We start from the raw sequence: 18,849 nt of genomic DNA, 5'->3' as shown, positions 1-18,849 counted from the left end.
CCATGCCCAGCAGCACCACCACGGGGACCCCGTCCAGCACGGACGACACCTCCCTGTCTCACGGCCTGAAGCAGCGCCACCTGTCGATGATCGCCCTCGGCGGGGTGATCGGAGCCGGTCTGTTCGTCGGTTCCGGCGCCGGTATCGCCGCGGCCGGCCCGTCCATCGTGGTCGCCTACGCCCTCTCCGGTGTCCTCGTGATGCTGGTGATGCGGATGCTCGGCGAGATGTCGGCCGCGTATCCGTCGTCGGGGTCGTTCTCGGCACACGCGGAGCGGGCGATCGGCCCCTGGGCCGGATTCACCGCCGGCTGGTCCTTCTGGGTGCTGCTGTGCACGGCCGTCGGCCTGGAGGGCATCGGCGCCGCGAAGATCGTCAGCGGCTGGCTGCCGGGGACGCCCGAGTGGGCGTGGGTCGCGCTGTTCATGGTCGTCTTCTGCTGCACGAACCTCGCGGCCGTGAAGAACTTCGGCGAGTTCGAGTTCTGGTTCGCGGCGCTGAAGGTCGGCGCGATCACCCTGTTCCTGGTGCTCGGCGTCCTGGCGATCCTCGGGATCCTGCCCGGCACGGACTCCCCCGGCGCGAGCCACCTCACGGACTTCATGCCGAACGGCGGTGAGGGCCTGGTCATCGGCCTGCTCGCGTCGGTCTTCGCCTACGGCGGCCTGGAGACGGTCACCATCGCGGCGGCCGAGTCGGAGAACCCGGTCAAGGGCGTCGCGACCGCGGTCCGCACGGCGATGTGGCGCATCGCGCTGTTCTACATCGGCTCGATGGCCGTCATCGTCACGCTGGTGCCGTGGGACTCCAAGGAGGTCGTGGAGAAGGGCCCGTACGTCGCCGCCCTCGACGAGCTCGGCATCCCGGGCGCCGGCCAGCTGATGAACGTGGTCGTCCTGGTCGCCCTGCTGTCCGCCATGAACGCCAACATCTACGGCGCCTCCCGCATCGCCTACTCCCTCGTCGACCGCGGCCAGGGCCCCAAGGGGCTGGGCCGGGTCTCGGGCGGAGTGCCTCGGATCGCCGTGCTGGCGTCCTCCGTCTTCGGGTTCCTGTGCGTGCTGCTGAGCTACTGGCGGCCTGACGACGTCTTCGCCTGGCTGCTGAACATGATCGGCGCGGTCATCCTGGTCGTCTGGATCTTCATCGCCGTCTCCCAGCTGCGCCTGCGCCGCCGTCTGGAGCGTGAGGCACCCGAGAAGCTGGCCGTGCGCATGTGGGCGTTCCCCTGGCTGACCTGGGTCGCCCTGGCCGGCATGGCCGCGGTCTTCGTCCTGATGGCCCGGGAGCCGGACACGCGGGCGCAGCTGTACTCGACGGGCGGGATGATCCTCGTCCTGGCGGCCGTCGGGTACGGGTGGCAGAAGGCCCGCGCCAAGCAGTAGGAGATCCACCGCCGAAGGCCCCCGCGACACACGCGGGGGCCTTTTGCGCTCCCGGGCCACCCGTCGACCCGTTCCTGCTGCTAGCGTGCAGTTGCAAGACAATTGCAATAAGAGGTCCGGAGGGGATCCCGCCCATGCCCGTCTACACGCTGCCTGAACTGCCCTACGACTACTCCGCGCTCGCCCCCGTGATCAGCCCCGAGATCATCGAGCTGCATCACGACAAGCACCACGCCGCCTATGTGAAGGGCGCCAACGACACGCTGGAGCAGCTTGCCGAGGCGCGGGACAAGGAGACCTGGGGGGCGGTCAACGGGCTGGAAAAGAACCTGGCCTTCCACCTGTCCGGGCACATCCTGCACAGCATCTACTGGCAGAACATGACCGGCCCGAAGGACGGTGGCGGTGAGCCGCTGGCCGCCGACGGTGTGGGGGAGCTCGCCGACGCCATCGTGGAGTCGTTCGGGTCGTTCGCCGGATTCAAGGCCCAGCTGACCAAGGCCTCCGCGACCACGCAGGGTTCGGGCTGGGGTGTGCTCGCCCACGAGCCGCTGAGCGGGCGGCTGATCGTGGAGCAGGTCTACGACCACCAGGGCAACGTCGGCCAGGGCGCCACGCCGATCCTGGTCTTCGACGCCTGGGAGCACGCCTTCTACCTGCAGTACAAGAACCAGAAGGTGGACTTCATCGAGGCGATGTGGCAGGTCGTCAACTGGCAGGACGTGGCGCGCCGTTACGCGGCCGCCAAGTCCCGCACGGACGTGCTGCTGCTGGCGCCGTGACGACGGCCCGCCGCTGAGTCGTCCTGCCTCGTGATCGTCTTCTCACCTTTCACGCACGGCAGGCGGTAAGAGGGAGCCCCCCGCGGGGACGTGACTCGCGGGGGGCTTCTGCCCGTTCGCCGCGCTACGGCTTGCGGCCCAGCCCGCCGTGCTGGCCGACCGGCCCGGTCGGCGCACCCGGCTCGGGGTGCCACAGCGACACCGAGACCACACCCGGTTCCACCAGCTCCAGGCCCTCGAAGAACGCCTCGATCTGCTCGACCGGCCGCAGGAAGTACGGGACCGCGCCCGTCTCGTTGTAGGCGTCCTGGGCCTGCTCGTAGGCCGGATCCGTGCCGCGGGAGCCCTCGTTGAGGGAGAGGTGGCTGCCCGGGGGCAGGCCGGCCAGGAGACGGCGGACCAGGTCGCGGGCCTGCTCGTGGTCGGCCACGTGCCCCAGGATGCCGCTGAGGATCAGGGCCGTGGGCCGGGTGAGGTCCAGGGTCTTACCGGCGGCCTCCAGGATCTGCTCGGGCTCGTAGAGGCTGACCGGCTCGTACGCTGTCGCGCCCTCGGGGGTGGAGGTGAGCAGGGCGCGGGCGTGCGCGAGGACCAGCGGGTCGTTGTCGACGTAGACGACGCGCGACTCGGGAGCGAGGCGCTGGGCGACCTCGTGGGTGTTGTCGACGGTCGGCAGGCCGGTGCCGACGTCGAGGAACTGCCGTACGCCGGCCTCTTCGACGAGGTAGCGGATGCTGCGGCCCAGGAAGGCGCGGCTGCTGCGGGCGATGGTCACGATGCCGGGGAAGACGGCGGTGTACGCGTCACCCGCCGCCTCGTCCACCGGGTAGTTGTCCTTGCCGCCCAGCCAGTAGTTCCAGATCCGGGCCGAGTGCGGCACCGACGTGTCGATCTGCGTCATGTGCCCATGGTGCTACGGCACATCGGTCTCGCACGGCACATTGAGTGAGAGGAGTGCGGCGGAACCGTCGGAGTTCATGCGCAGTTCGCTGATCGCCGCGTTCCGGAGCCGTGGGAGCACTCTGCGGTACTCGCCGACCGGGATCGAGAGCAGGGTGCACAGCACCAGGCGCAGCAGGGTGTTGTGGGCGACGACCAGGACGCGTTCGCCGGGGTGGGCGGCGGCGATGTCCCGCAGGGCGCGCACGCCTCTGGCCGCTGCCGCCAGCGGGTCCTCGGCGCCGGGGAAGGAGTGCTCCACCGGATCGGCCCGGTAGGCCGCGGCCCACTCCGGGTCCTCGGCCTCGAACTCGGCGAGCGTACGGCCTTCGAGCACGCCGAAGTCGCATTCACGCAGGTGGGGTTCGCTCTGGGAGGTGAGGCCGAGGGCACGGCAGGCGGGCTCGGCGGTGGCGACGGCGCGGGAGAGCGGGGACGTCCAGATCGCGTCGACGGGATGGGCGCCGGCCCACCGGCCGAGGGCCTCGGCCTGGGTGCGGCCGGTGTCGGTCAGGTCGATGTCGCTGATGCCGGCGTAGCGGTTCTCCGCGTGCCAGACGGTCTGTCCATGGCGGACCAGCAGGAGGGTCGTACTCATGAAGCGGAAGTATCCCGGCTCAGTCGGCTGTGTGCGTGCGCGGCGACCGGCGCGGGCAGCCAGCCGCGGTCCCGCAGGGCGTCCACCAGACGCGCGTACGGCTCGGCGAAGGCGGCCGTGCGGCCGGGGCGGGGTTCGACGACGGTCCGGACGCGGACCATGCGCTCGGCGACGTCCGCGAGCGCACCGGCCCCCGACGCCCCGTACGCGGCGAGCGCCGCCATGCCCAGGGCCGGTTCGGTCTGCTCGGGGACGCATGCCGGGCGGCCCAGGATGTCGGCGCGCAGCTGGTTCCAGTAGGGGCTGCGGGCGCCGCCGCCCGTGAAGGTGAGCGGGCCGTCGAGGGGAGCGCCGAGGTGGTGCAGGTAGTCCAGGCACAGGCGTTCGGCGAAGCCGACGCCCTGGAGGAGCGCGGCCCACAGGTCGGCGTCCTCCGCGGGGTCGCCCAGGATCAGCCCGGTCGCCTCCGGCGCCCGGAAGGGGAACCGTTCCCCCGGTGACACCAGCGGGTAGGCGACCGCACGGGACGGTTCGTACGCCGCCGCCCGCGCGTCCATGCCGGCCGGGTCGGCGTGGGGGAAGCGCGCCGAGAGCGCCCCGGCGCCGACGCTCGACGCTCCGCCGGGCAGCCAGGTGCCGTCGGGGGCCCGGTGGTTGTAGACGACGCCGGAGGGGTCGCGGACCGGGTCGCGGGCGGCGCCCTTCAGCACGAGCGTGGTGCCGAGCACGGAGTTCCAGGAGCCGGGCCGCAGCGCGCCCGACGCGATCTGGGCCGCGCAGCCGTCGGTCATCCCGGCGAACACCGGTGTGCCGGCCGGGATGCCGGTGGCGTCGGCGGCGGCCGGGCCGACCTCACCGAGGCGCGTCCCGGGGCGGACGACGTCCGGCAACAGGCCGTCGGGCACGCCCAGTCCGTCCAGGGCGGCCCGCGGCCAGCGGTCGCCGTCGAGGTCGTAGCCCGTCTTCAGGGCGTGGCTGGAATCGGCCGGGGGCGGCTCGCCCGTGAGGCGGGAGACGATCAGGTCGGGCTGGTGCGCCAGGCGCAGCGAGCCGCCGCCGTACTCCCCGAGCAGCCACAGCGCCTTCGGCAGCGCCCAGGTGTCCTGGACGGCCAGTCCCGTCCGCCGGGCCCGCGCGGCCTCGGCCTTGGCCCGCCCGTCGTCGTACATCAGCGCGGGGCTCACCGGACGGCCGGAGCCGTCGGTCAGCAGGACCGTGCCGGACGTGCCGCACACCGCGAGTCCGCCGATCCGCAGGCGCGCGGGCGCGGAGCCGAGGGCCGCCCGGGACGCCGTGCACAGCGCCGCCCACCAGCGCAGCGGGTCCTGCTCGTGCCGCGCCCCGTCCCGCCGGCCGGTCAGCGGGGCCGAGCCGCTGCCGAGGACCGTGCCGTCGGCGGTGACGAGCAGCACGCGGACGCTCTGCGTGCCGAGGTCGATACCCAGCCAGCCCGCATCCTCGTCCACCATCCGGAACCTCCCGTGCCGTCGCAGCCGGATCTGTGAACTTCTCACTGTGCCCCGATATTTTCCCGTGCGCGAGGGATTGACGCCCAACTTCAGCCGTTCCACCCTCTGTTAACGAGTCGACTCGACGTGTTAACCAGGCTCCACGCGGAGGTACGGATGGACACGCACGTGCACGACCGCCGGCGCTTCCTCGCCCTCGCCGCCGGGGCGGCGGCGGCCCCGCTACTCGCGGCCTGCGGTGCCGGTTTCGGCGGGAACGACGACGAGAGCGACGGCTCGGCGGCGGACGATGTCACCGGCTCCTTCGACTGGAAGCGGGAGAAGGGCACCACCGTCAAGGCCCTGCTCAACAAGCACCCGTACACGGACGCCCTGATAGCCGACCTGAAGTCGTTCACCGAGAAGACCGGCATCAAGGTCGAGTACGACGTCTTCCCCGAGGACAACTACTTCGACAAGCTCACCGTGGACCTGTCCAGCGGGCGTGCCTCCTACGACGTCTTCATGCTCGGCGCGTACATGGTGTGGCAGTACGGGCCGCCGAACTGGCTGGAGGACCTCGGCCCCTGGATGCGCAACTCCTCGGCGACGGGCGCCGAATGGGACCAGGCGGACTTCTTCCCGAACCTGCTCCAGGCCGACCAGTGGTCCCTGAAGGCGGGCGCGCCGCTCGGGCAGGGCGGGCAGTACGCGCTGCCGTGGGGCTGGGAGACCAACGTCGTCGCCTACAACACCGAGCTGTTCGGGAAGCTCGGCGTGAAACCGGCCGAGACGTTCGACGAGCTGACCGAACTCGCCGGGACCATCAAGCGCAAGGCGCCGGGCGCCGGCTTCGACGGGATGTACGGGATCGCCGTACGCGGGTCAAGGAGCTGGGCCACCATCCACCCGGGCTTCATGACGATGTACGCCCGCAACGGGCTGAAGGACTTCACCGTCGACGGCGGGAAGCTCACCCCCGCCATGAACAGCCCCGAGGCCGTCGCCTTCACCGAGGACTGGGCCCGGATGGTCAAGCGGGGCGGGCCGCCGTCCTGGACGTCGTACACCTGGTACCAGTGCTCCAGCGACCTGGGCGCGAAAAAGGCCGGGATGCTGTTCGACGCCGACACGGCCGCCTACTTCCAGGCGGTGAAGGGCGCGAGCCCCGCCTCCGGGAAGATCGCCTTCCACCCGGGGCCGAAGGGGCCCGGCGGGTCGCTGGCGACCAACATGTGGATCTGGTCGCTCGGGATGAACGCCAAGAGCAAGAAGAAGAGCGCCAGTTGGCTGTTCCTGCAATGGGCCACGGGCAAGGAGCACCTGCGCAGGAGCGCGATCACGCACAACCACATCGACCCGGTGCGCAGGTCCGTCGCCGACGACGCCGCCTACAAGAACAAGATGCGGCACCTGCCGGGCTTCCTGGAGACCTTCGAGACGGTCGTCGGCCAGACGAAGATCCAGTTCACCCCGCAGGCGCAGTTCTTCGACGCGACGACCAGCTGGGCGGCGGCCCTCCAGGAGATCTACGGCGGCAAGGGCGCGAAGTCGGTCCTGGACGGGCTGGCGGACGACCTCGCCGGCAAGGTGGGCTAGAGCGATGGGGTGGCGGCTCACCCTGCGCCCGTACCTCCTGATCGTCCCGGCACTGCTGCTGACCTGCGGGATCCTCTACCCCTTCGGACTCGGGCTGTACTACACGCTGTTCGACTTCTCGGCGAGCAAACCGCAGCCGGACATGGTGCGCTTCGAGAACTACAGAGCCGTCTTCACCCAGGAGGCGTTCTGGAACTCGGCGTGGGTGACGGTGCTGTACGCGGTCGGGGCGGCCCTCACCGAAACCGTGCTCGGCGTGGCCGTCGCGCTGCTGCTGCACCGCTCGTCCCTGCTGGGCCGGGTGCTGGAGAAGATCCTGATCCTGCCGCTGATGATCGCCCCGGTCATCGCGGCGATCATCTGGAAGCTGATGCTCCAGCCGTCGGTCGGGGTGGTCAACCACCTGCTCAAGCCCTTCGGGCTGGGCGGGGTGCAGTGGACCGACACCCCGACGGGCGCGCTGCTGTCGTCGATCGCCGTGGACGTGTGGGTCTACACCCCGTTCGTGGCGATCCTCGCCCTCGCCGGACTGCGGTCGCTGCCCACCTCCCCGTTCGAGGCGGCGGCCGTGGACGGCGCGGGGTGGTGGTACACCTTCCGGCGCCTGACCCTGCCGATGCTGTGGCCGTACGTCCTGGTCGCGGTGATCTTCCGGTTCATGGACTCGTTGAAGGTCTTCGACATCATCTACGCGCTCACGGAAGGCGGGCCGGGCGACTCGACCGTCGTGCTCCAGATCCGGGCGTACCTGGAAGCCATCCGCTTCCAGCGCTACTCCTTCGGGATCTCCTACACGGTCGTCCTGTGGGCCGTGGTGTACCTGGCCGCGATGGTGCTGGTGAAACACCTGGGGAAGATCCAGCGGAAGGCCGCGGAGGTCACCACATGAGGAAACGCCTGGGGGGATGGCTGTGCGACGCCGCCCTCGTCCTCTACTTCGTCTTCGCGCTGTTCCCGATCGCCTGGATGGTGATCCTGTCGCTGAAGCCGGCCGACCAGCTCTTCTCCACCTACTTCTCCTTCTCCCCCACCCTCGACGGCTACCGGACGGTCCTCGGCGACAACGAGGGCATCCCGTTCGTGCGGTTCTTCGTCAACAGCCTGGTGGTGTCGGTCGGGGCGGTCGTGCTGTCGCTGGTGGTGGGACTGCCGGCGGCGTACGCCTCGGCGCGGTGGCGGTTCAAGGGCTCCGAGAACCTGATGTTCACGCTGCTGTCGTTCCGCTTCGCACCCGAACTCACCGTGATCATCCCGCTGTTCGTGCTGTACCAGAAGCTCGGTCTCTTCGACACGTACGTCGGCATGGTGTGGGTGCTGCAACTGGTCACACTGCCGCTGATCGTGTGGATCATGCGGTCCTACTTCGCCGATCTGACACCGGAGCTGGAGCAGGCGGCCCTGCTGGACGGCTACACCCGCAGGCAGGCCTTCTTCCGCGTCGCCCTGCCACTGGTCAAGCCGGGCATCGCGGCCGTGTCGCTGCTGGCGTTCATCTTCGCCTGGAACAACTTCGTCTTCCCGCTGATCCTCACCTCCAACGAGGCCCAGACGGTGACCGTGGGCGCCCTGTCGTTCCTCGGCGGGGACCGGCCCAAGTACAACCTCACGGCCGCCGCCGCGCTGGTGTCCGTCGTACCGCCGCTGCTGCTGGCGCTGACGATCCAGCGGTACCTGGTGCGGGGCCTGTCGTTCGGGGCGGTGAAGTCATGATCCGGCTGAGCGGGATACGCAAGGCGTACGGGAAGACCCTCGCCCTCGACGAGCTCGAACTGGAGGTGCGGGAGGGCGAGTTCCTCTGTCTGCTCGGACCGTCCGGCGCGGGCAAGACCACCACCCTGAAAACCGTCGCCGGGCTCGAACAGCCCGACTCCGGCACGGTCGTGCTCGACGGCGAGGACATGCGGGGGGTCGAGCCGTACGACCGGGGCGTGGCGATGTGCTTCGAGAGCTACGCCCTCTACCCGCACCGCTCGGCCTACGACAACCTGGCCTCGCCGCTGCGCTCGCCCCGGCACCGGCTGCCCGCCGACGAGGCCCGGCAGCGGATCGGCGCGATCGCCGAACTGCTCGGCATCTCGGGGCTGCTGGACCGGCCCGTCGGGCAGCTGTCCAACGGGCAGCGGCAGCGCGTCGCCCTCGGCCGGGTCCTGGTCCGGCCCGCCCGGGCCTTCCTGCTCGACGAGCCGCTCTCCCACCTCGACGCCAAGCTCCGCCAGCAGATGCGGGCCGAGCTGAAGGCGATCGGGGCCGTGCAGCACACCACCACCCTCTACGTCACCCACGACTCGGTCGAGGCGCTCGCGCTCGGCGACCGGATCGGGGTCATCCGCCAGGGCCGGATCGTGCAGACGGGCACACGGGAGGAGATCTGGTACCGGCCCCACGACACCGAGGTCGCCCGCGCCTTCGGCCGGCCCCGGATCAACCTGCTGCCGGGAGTGGTGACGGACAGCGGCGTGCGCGCGGACGGCGGTGTGGAGCTGCCGGTCCGCGCCCGGGCCGCACCGGGCACGGAGGTACTGGTGGGCCTGCGCCCCCGGGACATCGCCCTGCACGGCGGCGAGGGCCACGAGCTGACCGGGACGGTGTACGTCACCGAGGTGCTCGGCCGGTCCGTCGAGGTCACCGTCCGGCTCGGGACCGGGGAGCAGCGGGTGTCGCTGGTGGCCCCCAGGGCGGACGCGGCGCGCCTGCGTGCGGACGATCCGGTACGGCTCGTGGTCCGGCCTGAGAACCTGCTGCTGTTCGAGGCCGACCGGCCGGAGCGACCGGGACGACGGATAGAGACGCAGTCATGAGCAGCAACAGCAGTGGTGGACAGCAGGGGCCCGCGGCGCGGCAGGCCGCCATGGCCGAGCAGGTGCTGGCGGACGGCTCGGCGACGGCGGCGGAGCTCGCCGAGCGGTTCGGGGTGAGTCTGATGACCATCCACCGGGACCTCGACGAGCTCGAACGGCAGGGCATCGTACGGAAGTTCCGGGGTGGGGTGACCGCGCAGCCGTCGGGGGTCTTCGAGTCGAACGTGCAGTACCGGCTGAAGACCATGCGGGCCGAGAAGGCCGCCGTCGCGGAGCACGCGCTGCGGTTCGTGGAACCCGGGATGGCGGTCCTGCTGGACGACTCGACGTCCACGCTGGAGATAGCCAGGCGGCTGCGCACGGCCGAGATCACACCGCTGACGGTCGTCACCAACTTCCTGGAGGCGATCAACCTCCTGTCCGGCCAGCGGGGCATCCACCTGATGGCGCTGGGCGGCGACTACGACCCGCTGCACTCCTCGTTCCTCGGGGTGTCCTGCGTGGAGGCGGTGCAGCAGCTCCGGGTGGATGTGTGCTTCGCGTCGACGTCGGCGGTGCACGGGGGTTACGCCTACCACCAGGAACAGCACATCGTGTCGGTGAAGCGGGCGATGCTCGACGCGGCGGCACGCAACGTTCTGTTGATCGACCACACCAAGCTCGGCCGGGTCGCCCTGCACCGGGTCGTCCCGCTGTCCCGTTTCGACACGCTCCTCGTGGACGACGGGGCGTCGCGGGAGGCACTGCGGGATCTGGACGAGCACAAGGTCCGTTACGAGGTTTGCGCGACGAAGGGCGGCCATGGCGAGCGGAACGGGACTGGAGCTACGTGAACTCCGTAAGACGTACCGGTCGCGGGGGCGGCAGGGGGTGGACGCCGTCCGCGGGATCGACCTGACCCTGCGGTCCGGGGAGCTGCTCGGGCTGCTCGGGCCGTCCGGGTGCGGCAAGTCGACCACCTTACGGATGATCGCCGGGCTGGAGTCCGTCACCGGCGGGGACATCCTGGTCGGCGGGACATCGGTCGTCGAACGGCCCGCCCGGCAGCGGAACATCGGGGTCGCGTTCGAGAACTACGCGCTGTATCCGCCGCTGTCGGTCGCGGAGAACCTGGCGTTCGGGCTGAAGGCCCGCCGCGGGGCCGCCCGCGGTTCCCGGGGGGACGTCGAGCGCAAGGTGAAGGACATCGCCGAGCGGGTGGGCCTGACCGACCTCCTCGGCGCCCGCCCGGCCGGCCTCTCCAGCGGACAGAAGCAGCGCGTCTGTCTGGCCCGCGCCCTGATCCGCGAACCCGACGTCCTGCTCCTCGACGAACCCCTCTCCCACCTGGACGCGGCCCAGCGTGACTCCACCCGCCGGGAACTCAAGCGCATCCAGAAGGACTTGGGCCACACCACGATCCTGGTCACCCACGACCAGGAGGAGGCCCTCTCCCTCGCCGACCGGATCGCCGTGATGAAGGACGGCGTCATCCAGCAGCTCGGCACGCCCTACGAGATCTACGACAGCCCGGCCACCGTGTTCGTCGCGGACTTCGTCGGCGAACCGGCGATCACCCTGCTGCCCGGCATCGCCGACGGCGACGGGCACGCCCGGCTCTCCGACACGGTGCGGATCGCGCTGCCCGTGGCGGTGGACCGGGGGCGGGAGGTGGTGGTCGGGATCCGCCCCGAGGACGTCCGCCTCACCACCGAGGGCGGTCTGCCCGCCCGGGTCGTCGCCCATGAACCGCTCCTGGAGTCGGGCCTGGCGACCCTCGCCCTGGACGGTGTCGAACGGCATCTGGTCGTCCTCACCGACCCCGGGGTGCGGCTCGCGCACGACGAGCGGGTCCGGGTCACCGCCGACCCCGGGCACACCCATGTCTTCGACACCGAGACGGGAGCTTCCCTGCGATGACTGACGGAAACAGCGTGCGTGTCGTGGCCGCCGGTGACCACTTCGTCCTGCCGTCGCTGATCGCGCGGGCGGTGGAGCACGAGGTGGGGCGGGCGGACGTCCGGGAGCTGAAACTGGGCTGGCCGCTGGAGCCGTTCGGGCCGGTCGCCGAGGTGCAGGAGGCCAGTGACGCCGAGGACGCGATGATCGAGGCGCTGGCCGGGGCGGAGGTCCTGGTCACGCAGATGGGCCCGGTCACCGGGAAGGTCCTCGCCGCCTGCCCGGATCTGAGGCTGGTCGTGGTCTGCCGGGGCGGGCCGGTCAACGTCAACCTGGACGCGGCCAAGGACCATGACGTGCGGGTGTGCTTCGCGCCGGGCCGCAACGCCGCCGCCACCGCCGAGTTCACCGTGGGGATGATGCTGGCCGCCCTGCGCCGCATCCCCCAGGCCCACGACCCGCTCGCCCGGCAGGGCAGCTGGGAGGGCGCGACGTACTACACCTACGAGCACAGCGGACTGGAGCTGGAGGACCTGCCCGTCGGTCTGGTCGGGTACGGGGCCGTCGGCAGCCGGGTCGCGCGGGTGCTGTGCGCGTTCGGGGCCCGGGTGATGGTGTACGACCCGTATGTGCACGGCGAGATCCACGGCCTGCGCGTGCCCTCGCTCGACGACCTCCTGCGCCGCTCCCGGGTGATCACCCTGCACGCCCGGCTCACGCCCGAGACGCGGGGGCTGATCGGCGCCCGGGAGCTGGGGCTGCTGCCGTCCGGCGCGGTGGTGGTGAACGTGGCCCGGGGCCCGCTGCTGGACGAGGGCGCGCTGTGTGACGCGCTGGAGAGCGGGCGGCTGTCGGCGGCGGCCCTGGACACCTACGAGCGGGAGCCGCTGCCGGCTGGGTCCCGGCTGCTGGGACTGGCCGAACGCGTGGTCCTCACCCCCCACTTGGGCGGGGCGTCGCGGGCGGTCGCGGAGAAGGCCGCCCGGATCGCCGCCGAAGAGGTGGGCCGCTGGGTGCGCGGGGAGCCGCTCGCGCACTGTCTGACCTGAGGACCCGGAGGAGAGCCGCATGTACGTCGGAATCGATGTGGGCACGTCCATGGTCAAGGCGGCGGCCTTCGACGCCACGGGCCGTGAACTCGCCGTGGCGTCCCGTCCGGTGGAGCTCTCCCTGCACGGCGGGGTCGTCGAGCAGGACATGGAGGAGGTGTACGGGGCGGTCGTCGCCGTGCTCGGGGAGGTGACCGGGCGGGTCCCGGAGCCGGTGGAGCTGGCCGGGCTCACCGGGCAGGGCGACGGGGTGTGGCTGGTCGACGGGGAGGGCCGGCCGGTGCGGCCCGCCGCCTCCTGGATGGACGGGCGGGCGCACGAGCTGGTCGACCGGTGGCTGGCGGACGGCACGTTCGAGTCGGTGTTCCGGCGGACGGGCAGCGCGATGTTTCCGGGCTGCCCGGGCCCGCTGCTGGCGTGGCTGGACCGGCACGAGCCGACGGCGCTGGACGCCGCGAAGGCGGCCCTGTACTGCAAGGACATGGTGTTCCAGCGGCTGACGGGGGCCGGTTCGGCGACGGATGTGTCGGACGCGTCGATGCCGTTTTTGGACCCGCGGACCCGGACGTACGACAACCGGGTCGTCGAGCTGCTGGGGCTGGGGCACCGCCGGGATCTGCTCGCCCCGGTCAGCGACCCGGTCGCGACCGCCGAGGCGCGGGGCGAGGGCCTGCCGTCCGGGACCCGGATCGCGAACGGGCCCTACGATCTGCCGGCCTGCGCGCGGGGCGCCGGGGTGACGTCCCCGGGGGACGGACTGCTGATCGTCGGGACCTGTCTGGCCAGCCTGGTCGCCACCACCGAGCTCGAGCTGAACGGCGAACCGGCCGGTCTGTACATCTCCACCGACCGGCCCGGGCACTGGCTGCGCGCCATGCCCGCGATGGTCGGCACGGCGGCGCTGGACTGGGTGCTGTCGACGACCGGGGTGCGGCACGACGAGGTGGACGGCCTGCTGGCCGGGACGCCGCCGGGCGCGCACGGCGTCCGTGTGCTGCCGTACTTCGCGCCGTCCGGGGAGCGCGCGCCCTTCGTGGAACCCCGTCTGCGTGCCGAACTCACCGGTGTCTGCCTGGAGTCGACCCGGGGCGATCTGGTCCGCGCCACCTGCGAGGGCATCGGGTACGCGGCCCGGCACTGCCTGGAGGCGGCGGGCCTGGCCGGGAGCCTGGCCGTCTGCGGCGGCGGCACCCGCAGCTCCGCCTGGATGCGGCTGCTGGCCGATGTGCTCGGGCGGCCGCTGCGGGTCGTGGAGGGCGAGGTCGGCGCCCGGGGCGCGGTCCTGGCGGCGGCCGAGCGGTACGGGGTCGGGCTGGACGCGCGGGCGTGGACGAAACCGACGGCGGTCGTCGAGCCGGACCCGGAGCGGGCCGCGTTCTACACGAGCGGCTACACGGAGCACCTGGACCGGCTGGCGCAGGCCCGGGACCGGGCCCGCACGTGAACCTGTCTTCGACAAAGAGGAGTCGCATGCGGCTCGGACGGAGATCCCTCCTGCTCGCGGCGGCCGCGGGAACCGCCACGGCCGGCACGGCGGGCGCCACACCCCGCAAGGGCGGCGGCCCGGTCGTCATCGGCCACCGCGGCGCGGCCGGCTGGCGCCCGGAGCACACGGCGACGTCGTACACGTACGCCGTGCAGACCGGGGCCGACTGGATCGAACCGGATCTGGTGCCGACGAAGGACCACGTGCTGGTGGTGCGGCACGAGAACGAGATCTCCCAGACGACCGACGTGGCCCGCCGGCCGGAGTTCGAGGGCCGCCGTACGACGAAGACGGTCGACGGGCGGGCCGTCACCGGCTGGTTCACGGAGGACTTCACGCTGGCCGAGCTGAAGACGCTGCGGGCGGTGGAGCGGCTGCCGGCGGTCCGCAACCGCAACACCGTCTTCGACGGGCGGGAAGAGGTCATGACCTTCCAGGAGGTCGTGGATCTGGCGCGGCGGCTGTCGCGGGAGCACGGCCGGACCGTCGCGGTCTTCCCGGAGACCAAGCATCCGACGTACTTCCGCTCGATCGGCCTGCCGTTGGAGCCGAAGCTGGCGGCCGTGATCCGCCGCAACCGGCTCGGCCGGCGCGAGTGCGTCGTGCAGTCCTTCGAGCCGACGAGCCTGAAGCGGATCGCGGCGGAGCGGCTGGGCGTGCCGCTGTGGCAGGCGCTGGGCACGACGGGCGGGCCGTACGACCTGGTCGCGGCCGGTGATCCGACGACGTACAAGGACATGATGAGCCCGGCGGGACTGGCGCGGATCGCCGCGTACGCGGACTGGATCGGCCCGGACAAGGTCTCGCTCGTCGGCACGTCGCTCGTCGCGGACGCGCACGCGGCGGGGCTGCGGATCGGGCCGTACACCTTCCGCGCGGAGAACCAGTTCCTGCCGGAGCGGTTCCGGCGCGAGAGCGGACCGAACGATTTCGGGGACGCGTTCGCGGAATACGCGCTGTACTACCGCATGGGGGTCGATGCGGTCGTAACCGACTTCCCGGACTTGGCGGTGATCGCGAGGAGGAACTGATGACGGTGAGCCGGGCGTGCCGGACCTGCGGCACCATGCAGGAGTTCCGGATGTTCAACGCCGCCGAGCGGGCGGCCGTCCGGGCGGAGAAGGGGGCCGGGCACTTCGTGGACGACTACTGGCGCTGCACCGCGGCAGGCTGCCGGTGGTACCAGCGCTATCTCAACCGCGGCGAGGACGGGCTGCTCCCGGAGGAGCTCAGGATCCGGCCCGCCCCCGCCGAGTGAGGCACAGGGGGCATCTGATGGATCTCCGCAGGAGAAGGAGCGGCGTTCGGTGCGTGCGATCGGCGTGCGGTGCGGAGGGTCACCTGGCGCAGCCACCTGTCCCTTCGCACCGTGCGGCATGGCGGTCCCCCCTGCTCGAGCGAAGCCGAGAGCTTGGGGGAGGGCGTGCCGGGCGTCGCGACGCTGCGGAGATCCATCAGCAGCCGCCTAGAGGTTGGAGAAGTCCGGGCCCTTGGTGCGGGTGCGCTTGATCTCGTAGAAGCCCGGGACCGAGGCCACGGCGAGGGTGCCGTCCCACAGGCGGCCGGCCTCCTCGCCCTGCGGGGCCGGGGTGACGACCGGGCCGAAGAAGGCGATCTGCTCGCCGTCGGCGCCGGGCACGGCGATGACCGGGGTGCCGACGTCCTGGCCGACCTTGTCGATGCCCTCCTGGTGGGAGGCGCGCAGCTCCGGCTCGTACGGGGTGGAGTCCCAGTGCTCCAGGAGGGAGTCGGGCAGGCCGGCGTCCTTCAGGGCGGCGGCGACCGTCTCCTTGCCGGGGCCCTCGCCCCGGTTGTGGATGCGGGTGCCGAGCGCGGTGTAGAAGTCGCCGAGGACCTCGGGGCCCTTCTCCTGCTGGGCGGCTATGACGACCCGGACGGGGCCCCACGCCTTGGTCGCCAGCATGTCGCGGTATTCCTCGGGCAGCTCGTCCAGCCGGTTCTCGTTCAGGACGGCGAGGCTCATGACGTGCCAGCGCACCTCGATGTCCCTGACCTTCTCCACCTCCAGCACCCAGCGGGAGGTGATCCAGGCCCAGGGGCACAGCGGGTCGAACCAGAAGTCGACGGGGGTCTTGTCCGACATGTCTCTCCTCAGCGGGAAACCGTTTCTCGGGCAACGCCGGTACGCGCTCCCGTCATTCCCGGCTGCCCCGCGTCAGGGGCACATGGCAGGATCGGTCCTGTTCAGCCGTACCCCCACGACACTTGAGGAGTGCCGCCCGTGCCCGGTGAGAATCTGTCCCGCGACGAGGCCCGGGAGCGGGCCGCCCTGCTGAGCGTCGACGGGTACGAGGTGTCCCTCGACCTGCGGTCCGCGGTCGGCGGGGACACCGGGGACGGGCCCCGCACGTTCCGCTCCGTCACGACGGTCCGCTTCCGCTGCAACGAGCCCGGGGCGAGCAGCTTCGCGGACCTGATCGCCCCGAGTGTGACGTCCGTCTCACTCAACGGCCGTGATCTGGACCCCGGAGAGGTCTTCGACGGCTCCCGGATCACGCTGGAGGACCTGGCCGCGGACAACGAGCTGGTGGTCGACGCCCAGTGCGCCTACTCCCGCACCGGCGAGGGCATGCACCGCTTCGTCGACCCCGAGGACGGCGAGGTGTACCTGTACACGCAGTACGAGCCGGCCGACTCGCGCCGTGTCTTCGCGAACTTCGAGCAGCCCGATCTGAAGGCCCCGTACCGCTTCGAGGTACGGGCGCCCGAGGGCTGGACGGTGTGGAGCAACGGCGCCGGTGAGCAGGCCGACGAGGTGTGGCGGTTCGCCGAGACCAAGCCGATCTCGACGTACATCACGTGTGTGGTGGCCGGCCCGTACCACTACGTGACGGACTCCTACACGCGTACCTTCGCGGACGGTACGACGCTGGAGATCCCGCTCGGCGCCCTGTGCCGCAAGGGCCTCGCGCCCTACTTCGACGCCGACGACGTCTTCCTGGTCACCAAGCAGGGCCTGGACTTCTTCCACGACCACTTCGACCACCCGTACCCGTTCGGGAAGTACGACCAGGCGTTCGTACCCGAGTACAACCTGGGCGCGATGGAGAACCCGGGTCTGGTGACGTTCCGGGAGGAGTTCATCTTCCGCGGGAAGGTGACGCAGGCGTCCTACGAGGGCCGGGCCAATGTCATCTTGCACGAGATGGCGCACATGTGGTTCGGCGACCTGGTCACCATGGAGTGGTGGGACGACCTGTGGCTGAAGGAGTCCTTCGCGGACTTCATGGGCGCGTTCTCCCTGGTCGGCGCGACCCGTTTCGCGGGCGGCTGGATCACCTTCGCCAACCGCCGCAAGGCCTGGGCCTACCGTGCCGACCAGCTGCCCTCCACGCACCCGATCACCGCGGACATCCGCGACCTCCAGGACGCCAAGCTCAACTTCGACGGCATCACGTACGCCAAGGGCGCGTCGGTGTTGAAGCAGCTCGTGGCGTACGTCGGCGAGGAGGCGTTCCTGGAGGGCGCCCGGCGCTACTTCAAGCGGCACGCCTACGGCAACACGCGCCTCGGTGATCTGCTGTCGGTGCTGGAGGAGACCAGCGGCCGGGACATGAGCGCCTGGTCGCGGTCCTGGCTCCAGACGGCCGGGGTGAACTCGCTGACGCCGCAGGTGCTGCTGGGCGCGGACGGCCGCATCGAGGAGCTGGCGGTGGTGCAGGAAGCCGCCGAGTCCCACCCCGAACTGCGTCCGCACCGGGTGGCGGTGGGCCTGTACCGGGTGACGGACGCCGGTGCGCTGGAGCGGTACGCGCGTGTGGAGACCGACGTCGACGGCGCCCGCACGGTCGTGGCGGAACTGGCCGGCGCCGAGGCACCCGACCTGGTCCTGGTCAACGACGACGACCTGACCTACTGCAAGATCCGTTTCGACGCGACCTCGCTGGCGACCCTGCGCGAGCACCTGGGCGCGATCACCGACCCGCTGGCGCGTGCCCTGTGCTGGTCGGCGCTGTGGAACATGACGCGCGACGCGCTGCTGCCGGCCCGGGACTTCGTGGACCTGGTGCTGCGCTTCGGCGGACGCGAGTCCGAGATCGGCGTCGTGCAGATGCTGCACGCGTGGGCGGAGTCGGCGGTCACCCACTACACGGCACCCGCCCGGCGGGAGACGGCCGCACGGCTGCTCGCCGAGGGCGCCCGGCGCGAGCTGTACGCGGCCGGGCCGGGCAGCGAGCACCAGCTCGCCTGGGCGCGCTTCTTCGCCCGGACGGCCGCCGCCGAGGCCGACTTCGAGCTGCTGCGGGACCTGCTCGCGGGCACGGCCGCCGTCGCGGGCCTCGACCTCGACCAGGAGCTGCGCTGGGTGTTCCTGGAGCCGCTGGCCGCGCACGGGGTCGTCGACGAGAAGGCGCTGGCCGGGGAGCTGACCCGGGACGACACGGCGTCCGGCAAGCGCCACCAGGTGCGCTGTCTGGCCGCCCGCCCGTCCGAGGCGGTCAAGGCGCAGGCGTGGGCGCAGGTCGTGGAGTCGGACGCGCTGTCCAACGCCATGGTGGAGGCGACCATCGCGGGCTTCTCCCAGGGCTCGCAGCGGGAGCTGATCGCGCCGTACGCCGGGAAGTACTTCGCGGCGATCGAGCGGGTGTGGGCCGAGCGGTCGATCCAGATCGGCATGCACGTGGTGCAGGGCCTGTTCCCGTCGCTCCAGCAGTCGCGGGAGACGCTGGACGCCACGGACGCCTGGCTGGACGCCCACAAGGAGGCGGCCCCGGCGCTGCGCCGGCTGGTGCTGGAGTCCCGTGACGACCTGGCACGGGCGTTGCGTGGACAGGCGTGCGACGAGGCCTCTGACCAGTAGCTTTGGCCTGAGATCCGGACGTTCCGCCTTCGTTACGAGATGAGTGCCCCGTGAGCCGTAACCCC

Annotated in this window: 17 protein-coding genes; 13 read left to right on the top strand and 4 right to left on the bottom strand. The window is 71.4% G+C overall.

Annotated features, from left to right (window positions below):
• Positions 1-2 precede the first annotated feature (2 nt).
• Both HDC93_RS31370 and HDC93_RS31365 read left to right on the top strand, forming a co-directional pair.
• Complete coding sequence (locus HDC93_RS31370; RefSeq protein ID WP_185014218.1) at positions 3-1,385, top strand: amino acid permease; 1,383 nt, start codon at positions 3-5, stop codon at positions 1,383-1,385.
• 134 nt (positions 1,386-1,519) lie between these two features.
• A complete protein-coding gene (locus HDC93_RS31365) occupies positions 1,520-2,167 on the top strand; it encodes a superoxide dismutase (RefSeq protein WP_185014217.1) in 648 nt (215 codons plus the stop codon).
• A gap of 124 nt (positions 2,168-2,291) precedes the next feature.
• Here HDC93_RS31365 and HDC93_RS31360 read toward each other — a convergent pair whose 3' ends face one another.
• The 3 genes from HDC93_RS31360 to HDC93_RS31350 are packed head-to-tail and all read right to left on the bottom strand — an operon-like array spanning position 2,292 to position 5,173.
• Complete coding sequence (locus HDC93_RS31360) at positions 2,292-3,068, bottom strand: SAM-dependent methyltransferase (RefSeq protein WP_185014216.1); 777 nt, start codon at positions 3,066-3,068, stop codon at positions 2,292-2,294.
• A gap of 12 nt (positions 3,069-3,080) precedes the next feature.
• The gene (locus tag HDC93_RS31355; RefSeq protein WP_185014215.1) at positions 3,081-3,704 is read right to left on the bottom strand and encodes a histidine phosphatase family protein; all 624 of its coding nucleotides are present in this window, start codon (positions 3,702-3,704) and stop codon (positions 3,081-3,083) included.
• A complete protein-coding gene (locus HDC93_RS31350) occupies positions 3,701-5,173 on the bottom strand; it encodes an FGGY-family carbohydrate kinase (protein WP_185014214.1) in 1,473 nt (490 codons plus the stop codon). Before HDC93_RS31350 ends, HDC93_RS31355 begins: the two co-directional genes overlap by 4 nt.
• 156 nt (positions 5,174-5,329) lie before the next feature.
• Here HDC93_RS31350 and HDC93_RS31345 point away from each other — a divergent pair, with 156 nt between their 5' ends.
• Genes HDC93_RS31345 through HDC93_RS31300 form a run of 10 tightly spaced genes read left to right on the top strand, consistent with a single transcriptional unit; the run spans position 5,330 to position 15,220 of the window.
• The gene (locus HDC93_RS31345; protein WP_185014213.1) at positions 5,330-6,751 is read left to right on the top strand and encodes a sugar ABC transporter substrate-binding protein; all 1,422 of its coding nucleotides are present in this window, start codon (positions 5,330-5,332) and stop codon (positions 6,749-6,751) included.
• A gap of 4 nt (positions 6,752-6,755) precedes the next feature.
• Positions 6,756-7,640, top strand: a complete 885-nt coding sequence (locus HDC93_RS31340) for a carbohydrate ABC transporter permease (protein ID WP_185014212.1) — start codon at positions 6,756-6,758, stop codon at positions 7,638-7,640.
• Positions 7,637-8,461 (top strand): carbohydrate ABC transporter permease, encoded by an 825-nt coding sequence (locus HDC93_RS31335; RefSeq protein ID WP_185014211.1) that lies wholly within the window; start codon positions 7,637-7,639, stop codon positions 8,459-8,461. Before HDC93_RS31340 ends, HDC93_RS31335 begins: the two co-directional genes overlap by 4 nt.
• Positions 8,458-9,549: an ABC transporter ATP-binding protein gene (locus tag HDC93_RS31330; protein ID WP_185014210.1), complete on the top strand. Its 1,092-nt coding sequence runs from the start codon at positions 8,458-8,460 to the stop codon at positions 9,547-9,549. Before HDC93_RS31335 ends, HDC93_RS31330 begins: the two co-directional genes overlap by 4 nt.
• A complete protein-coding gene (locus HDC93_RS31325; RefSeq protein ID WP_185014209.1) occupies positions 9,546-10,382 on the top strand; it encodes a DeoR/GlpR family DNA-binding transcription regulator in 837 nt (278 codons plus the stop codon). Before HDC93_RS31330 ends, HDC93_RS31325 begins: the two co-directional genes overlap by 4 nt.
• Positions 10,351-11,448 (top strand): ABC transporter ATP-binding protein, encoded by a 1,098-nt coding sequence (locus tag HDC93_RS31320; protein WP_185014208.1) that lies wholly within the window; start codon positions 10,351-10,353, stop codon positions 11,446-11,448. Before HDC93_RS31325 ends, HDC93_RS31320 begins: the two co-directional genes overlap by 32 nt.
• On the top strand, positions 11,445-12,476 hold the full coding sequence (locus HDC93_RS31315) for a 2-hydroxyacid dehydrogenase (protein WP_185014207.1): 1,032 nt from the start codon (positions 11,445-11,447) through the stop codon (positions 12,474-12,476). Before HDC93_RS31320 ends, HDC93_RS31315 begins: the two co-directional genes overlap by 4 nt.
• A gap of 19 nt (positions 12,477-12,495) precedes the next feature.
• Positions 12,496-13,920, top strand: coding sequence for an FGGY-family carbohydrate kinase (locus HDC93_RS31310; protein ID WP_185014206.1), 1,425 nt, complete (start codon positions 12,496-12,498; stop codon positions 13,918-13,920).
• Between the two features lie 26 nt (positions 13,921-13,946).
• Positions 13,947-14,993 carry a glycerophosphodiester phosphodiesterase family protein gene (locus tag HDC93_RS31305; protein WP_185014205.1) on the top strand — a complete coding sequence of 349 codons (1,047 nt, stop codon included), beginning with the start codon at positions 13,947-13,949 and terminating at the stop codon, positions 14,991-14,993.
• Positions 14,993-15,220 (top strand): hypothetical protein, encoded by a 228-nt coding sequence (locus HDC93_RS31300; protein WP_185014204.1) that lies wholly within the window; start codon positions 14,993-14,995, stop codon positions 15,218-15,220. The genes HDC93_RS31305 and HDC93_RS31300 overlap by 1 nt, the downstream gene beginning before the upstream one ends.
• A gap of 207 nt (positions 15,221-15,427) precedes the next feature.
• On the opposite strand, the gene HDC93_RS31295 is transcribed toward HDC93_RS31300, so the two are convergent.
• Positions 15,428-16,066 (bottom strand): DsbA family protein, encoded by a 639-nt coding sequence (locus tag HDC93_RS31295; RefSeq protein ID WP_185014203.1) that lies wholly within the window; start codon positions 16,064-16,066, stop codon positions 15,428-15,430.
• Positions 16,067-16,204: 138 nt separating this feature from the next.
• Here HDC93_RS31295 and pepN point away from each other — a divergent pair, with 138 nt between their 5' ends.
• Positions 16,205-18,784 carry an aminopeptidase N gene (pepN, locus tag HDC93_RS31290; protein ID WP_185014202.1) on the top strand — a complete coding sequence of 860 codons (2,580 nt, stop codon included), beginning with the start codon at positions 16,205-16,207 and terminating at the stop codon, positions 18,782-18,784.
• Positions 18,785-18,849 lie beyond the last annotated feature (65 nt).

The sequence above is a fragment of the Streptomyces sp. AK010 genome (assembly GCF_014207295.1).
GTDB classification, from domain to species: domain Bacteria; phylum Actinomycetota; class Actinomycetes; order Streptomycetales; family Streptomycetaceae; genus Streptomyces; species Streptomyces massasporeus.
This window is presented reverse-complemented; position numbering and strand designations above follow the sequence as displayed.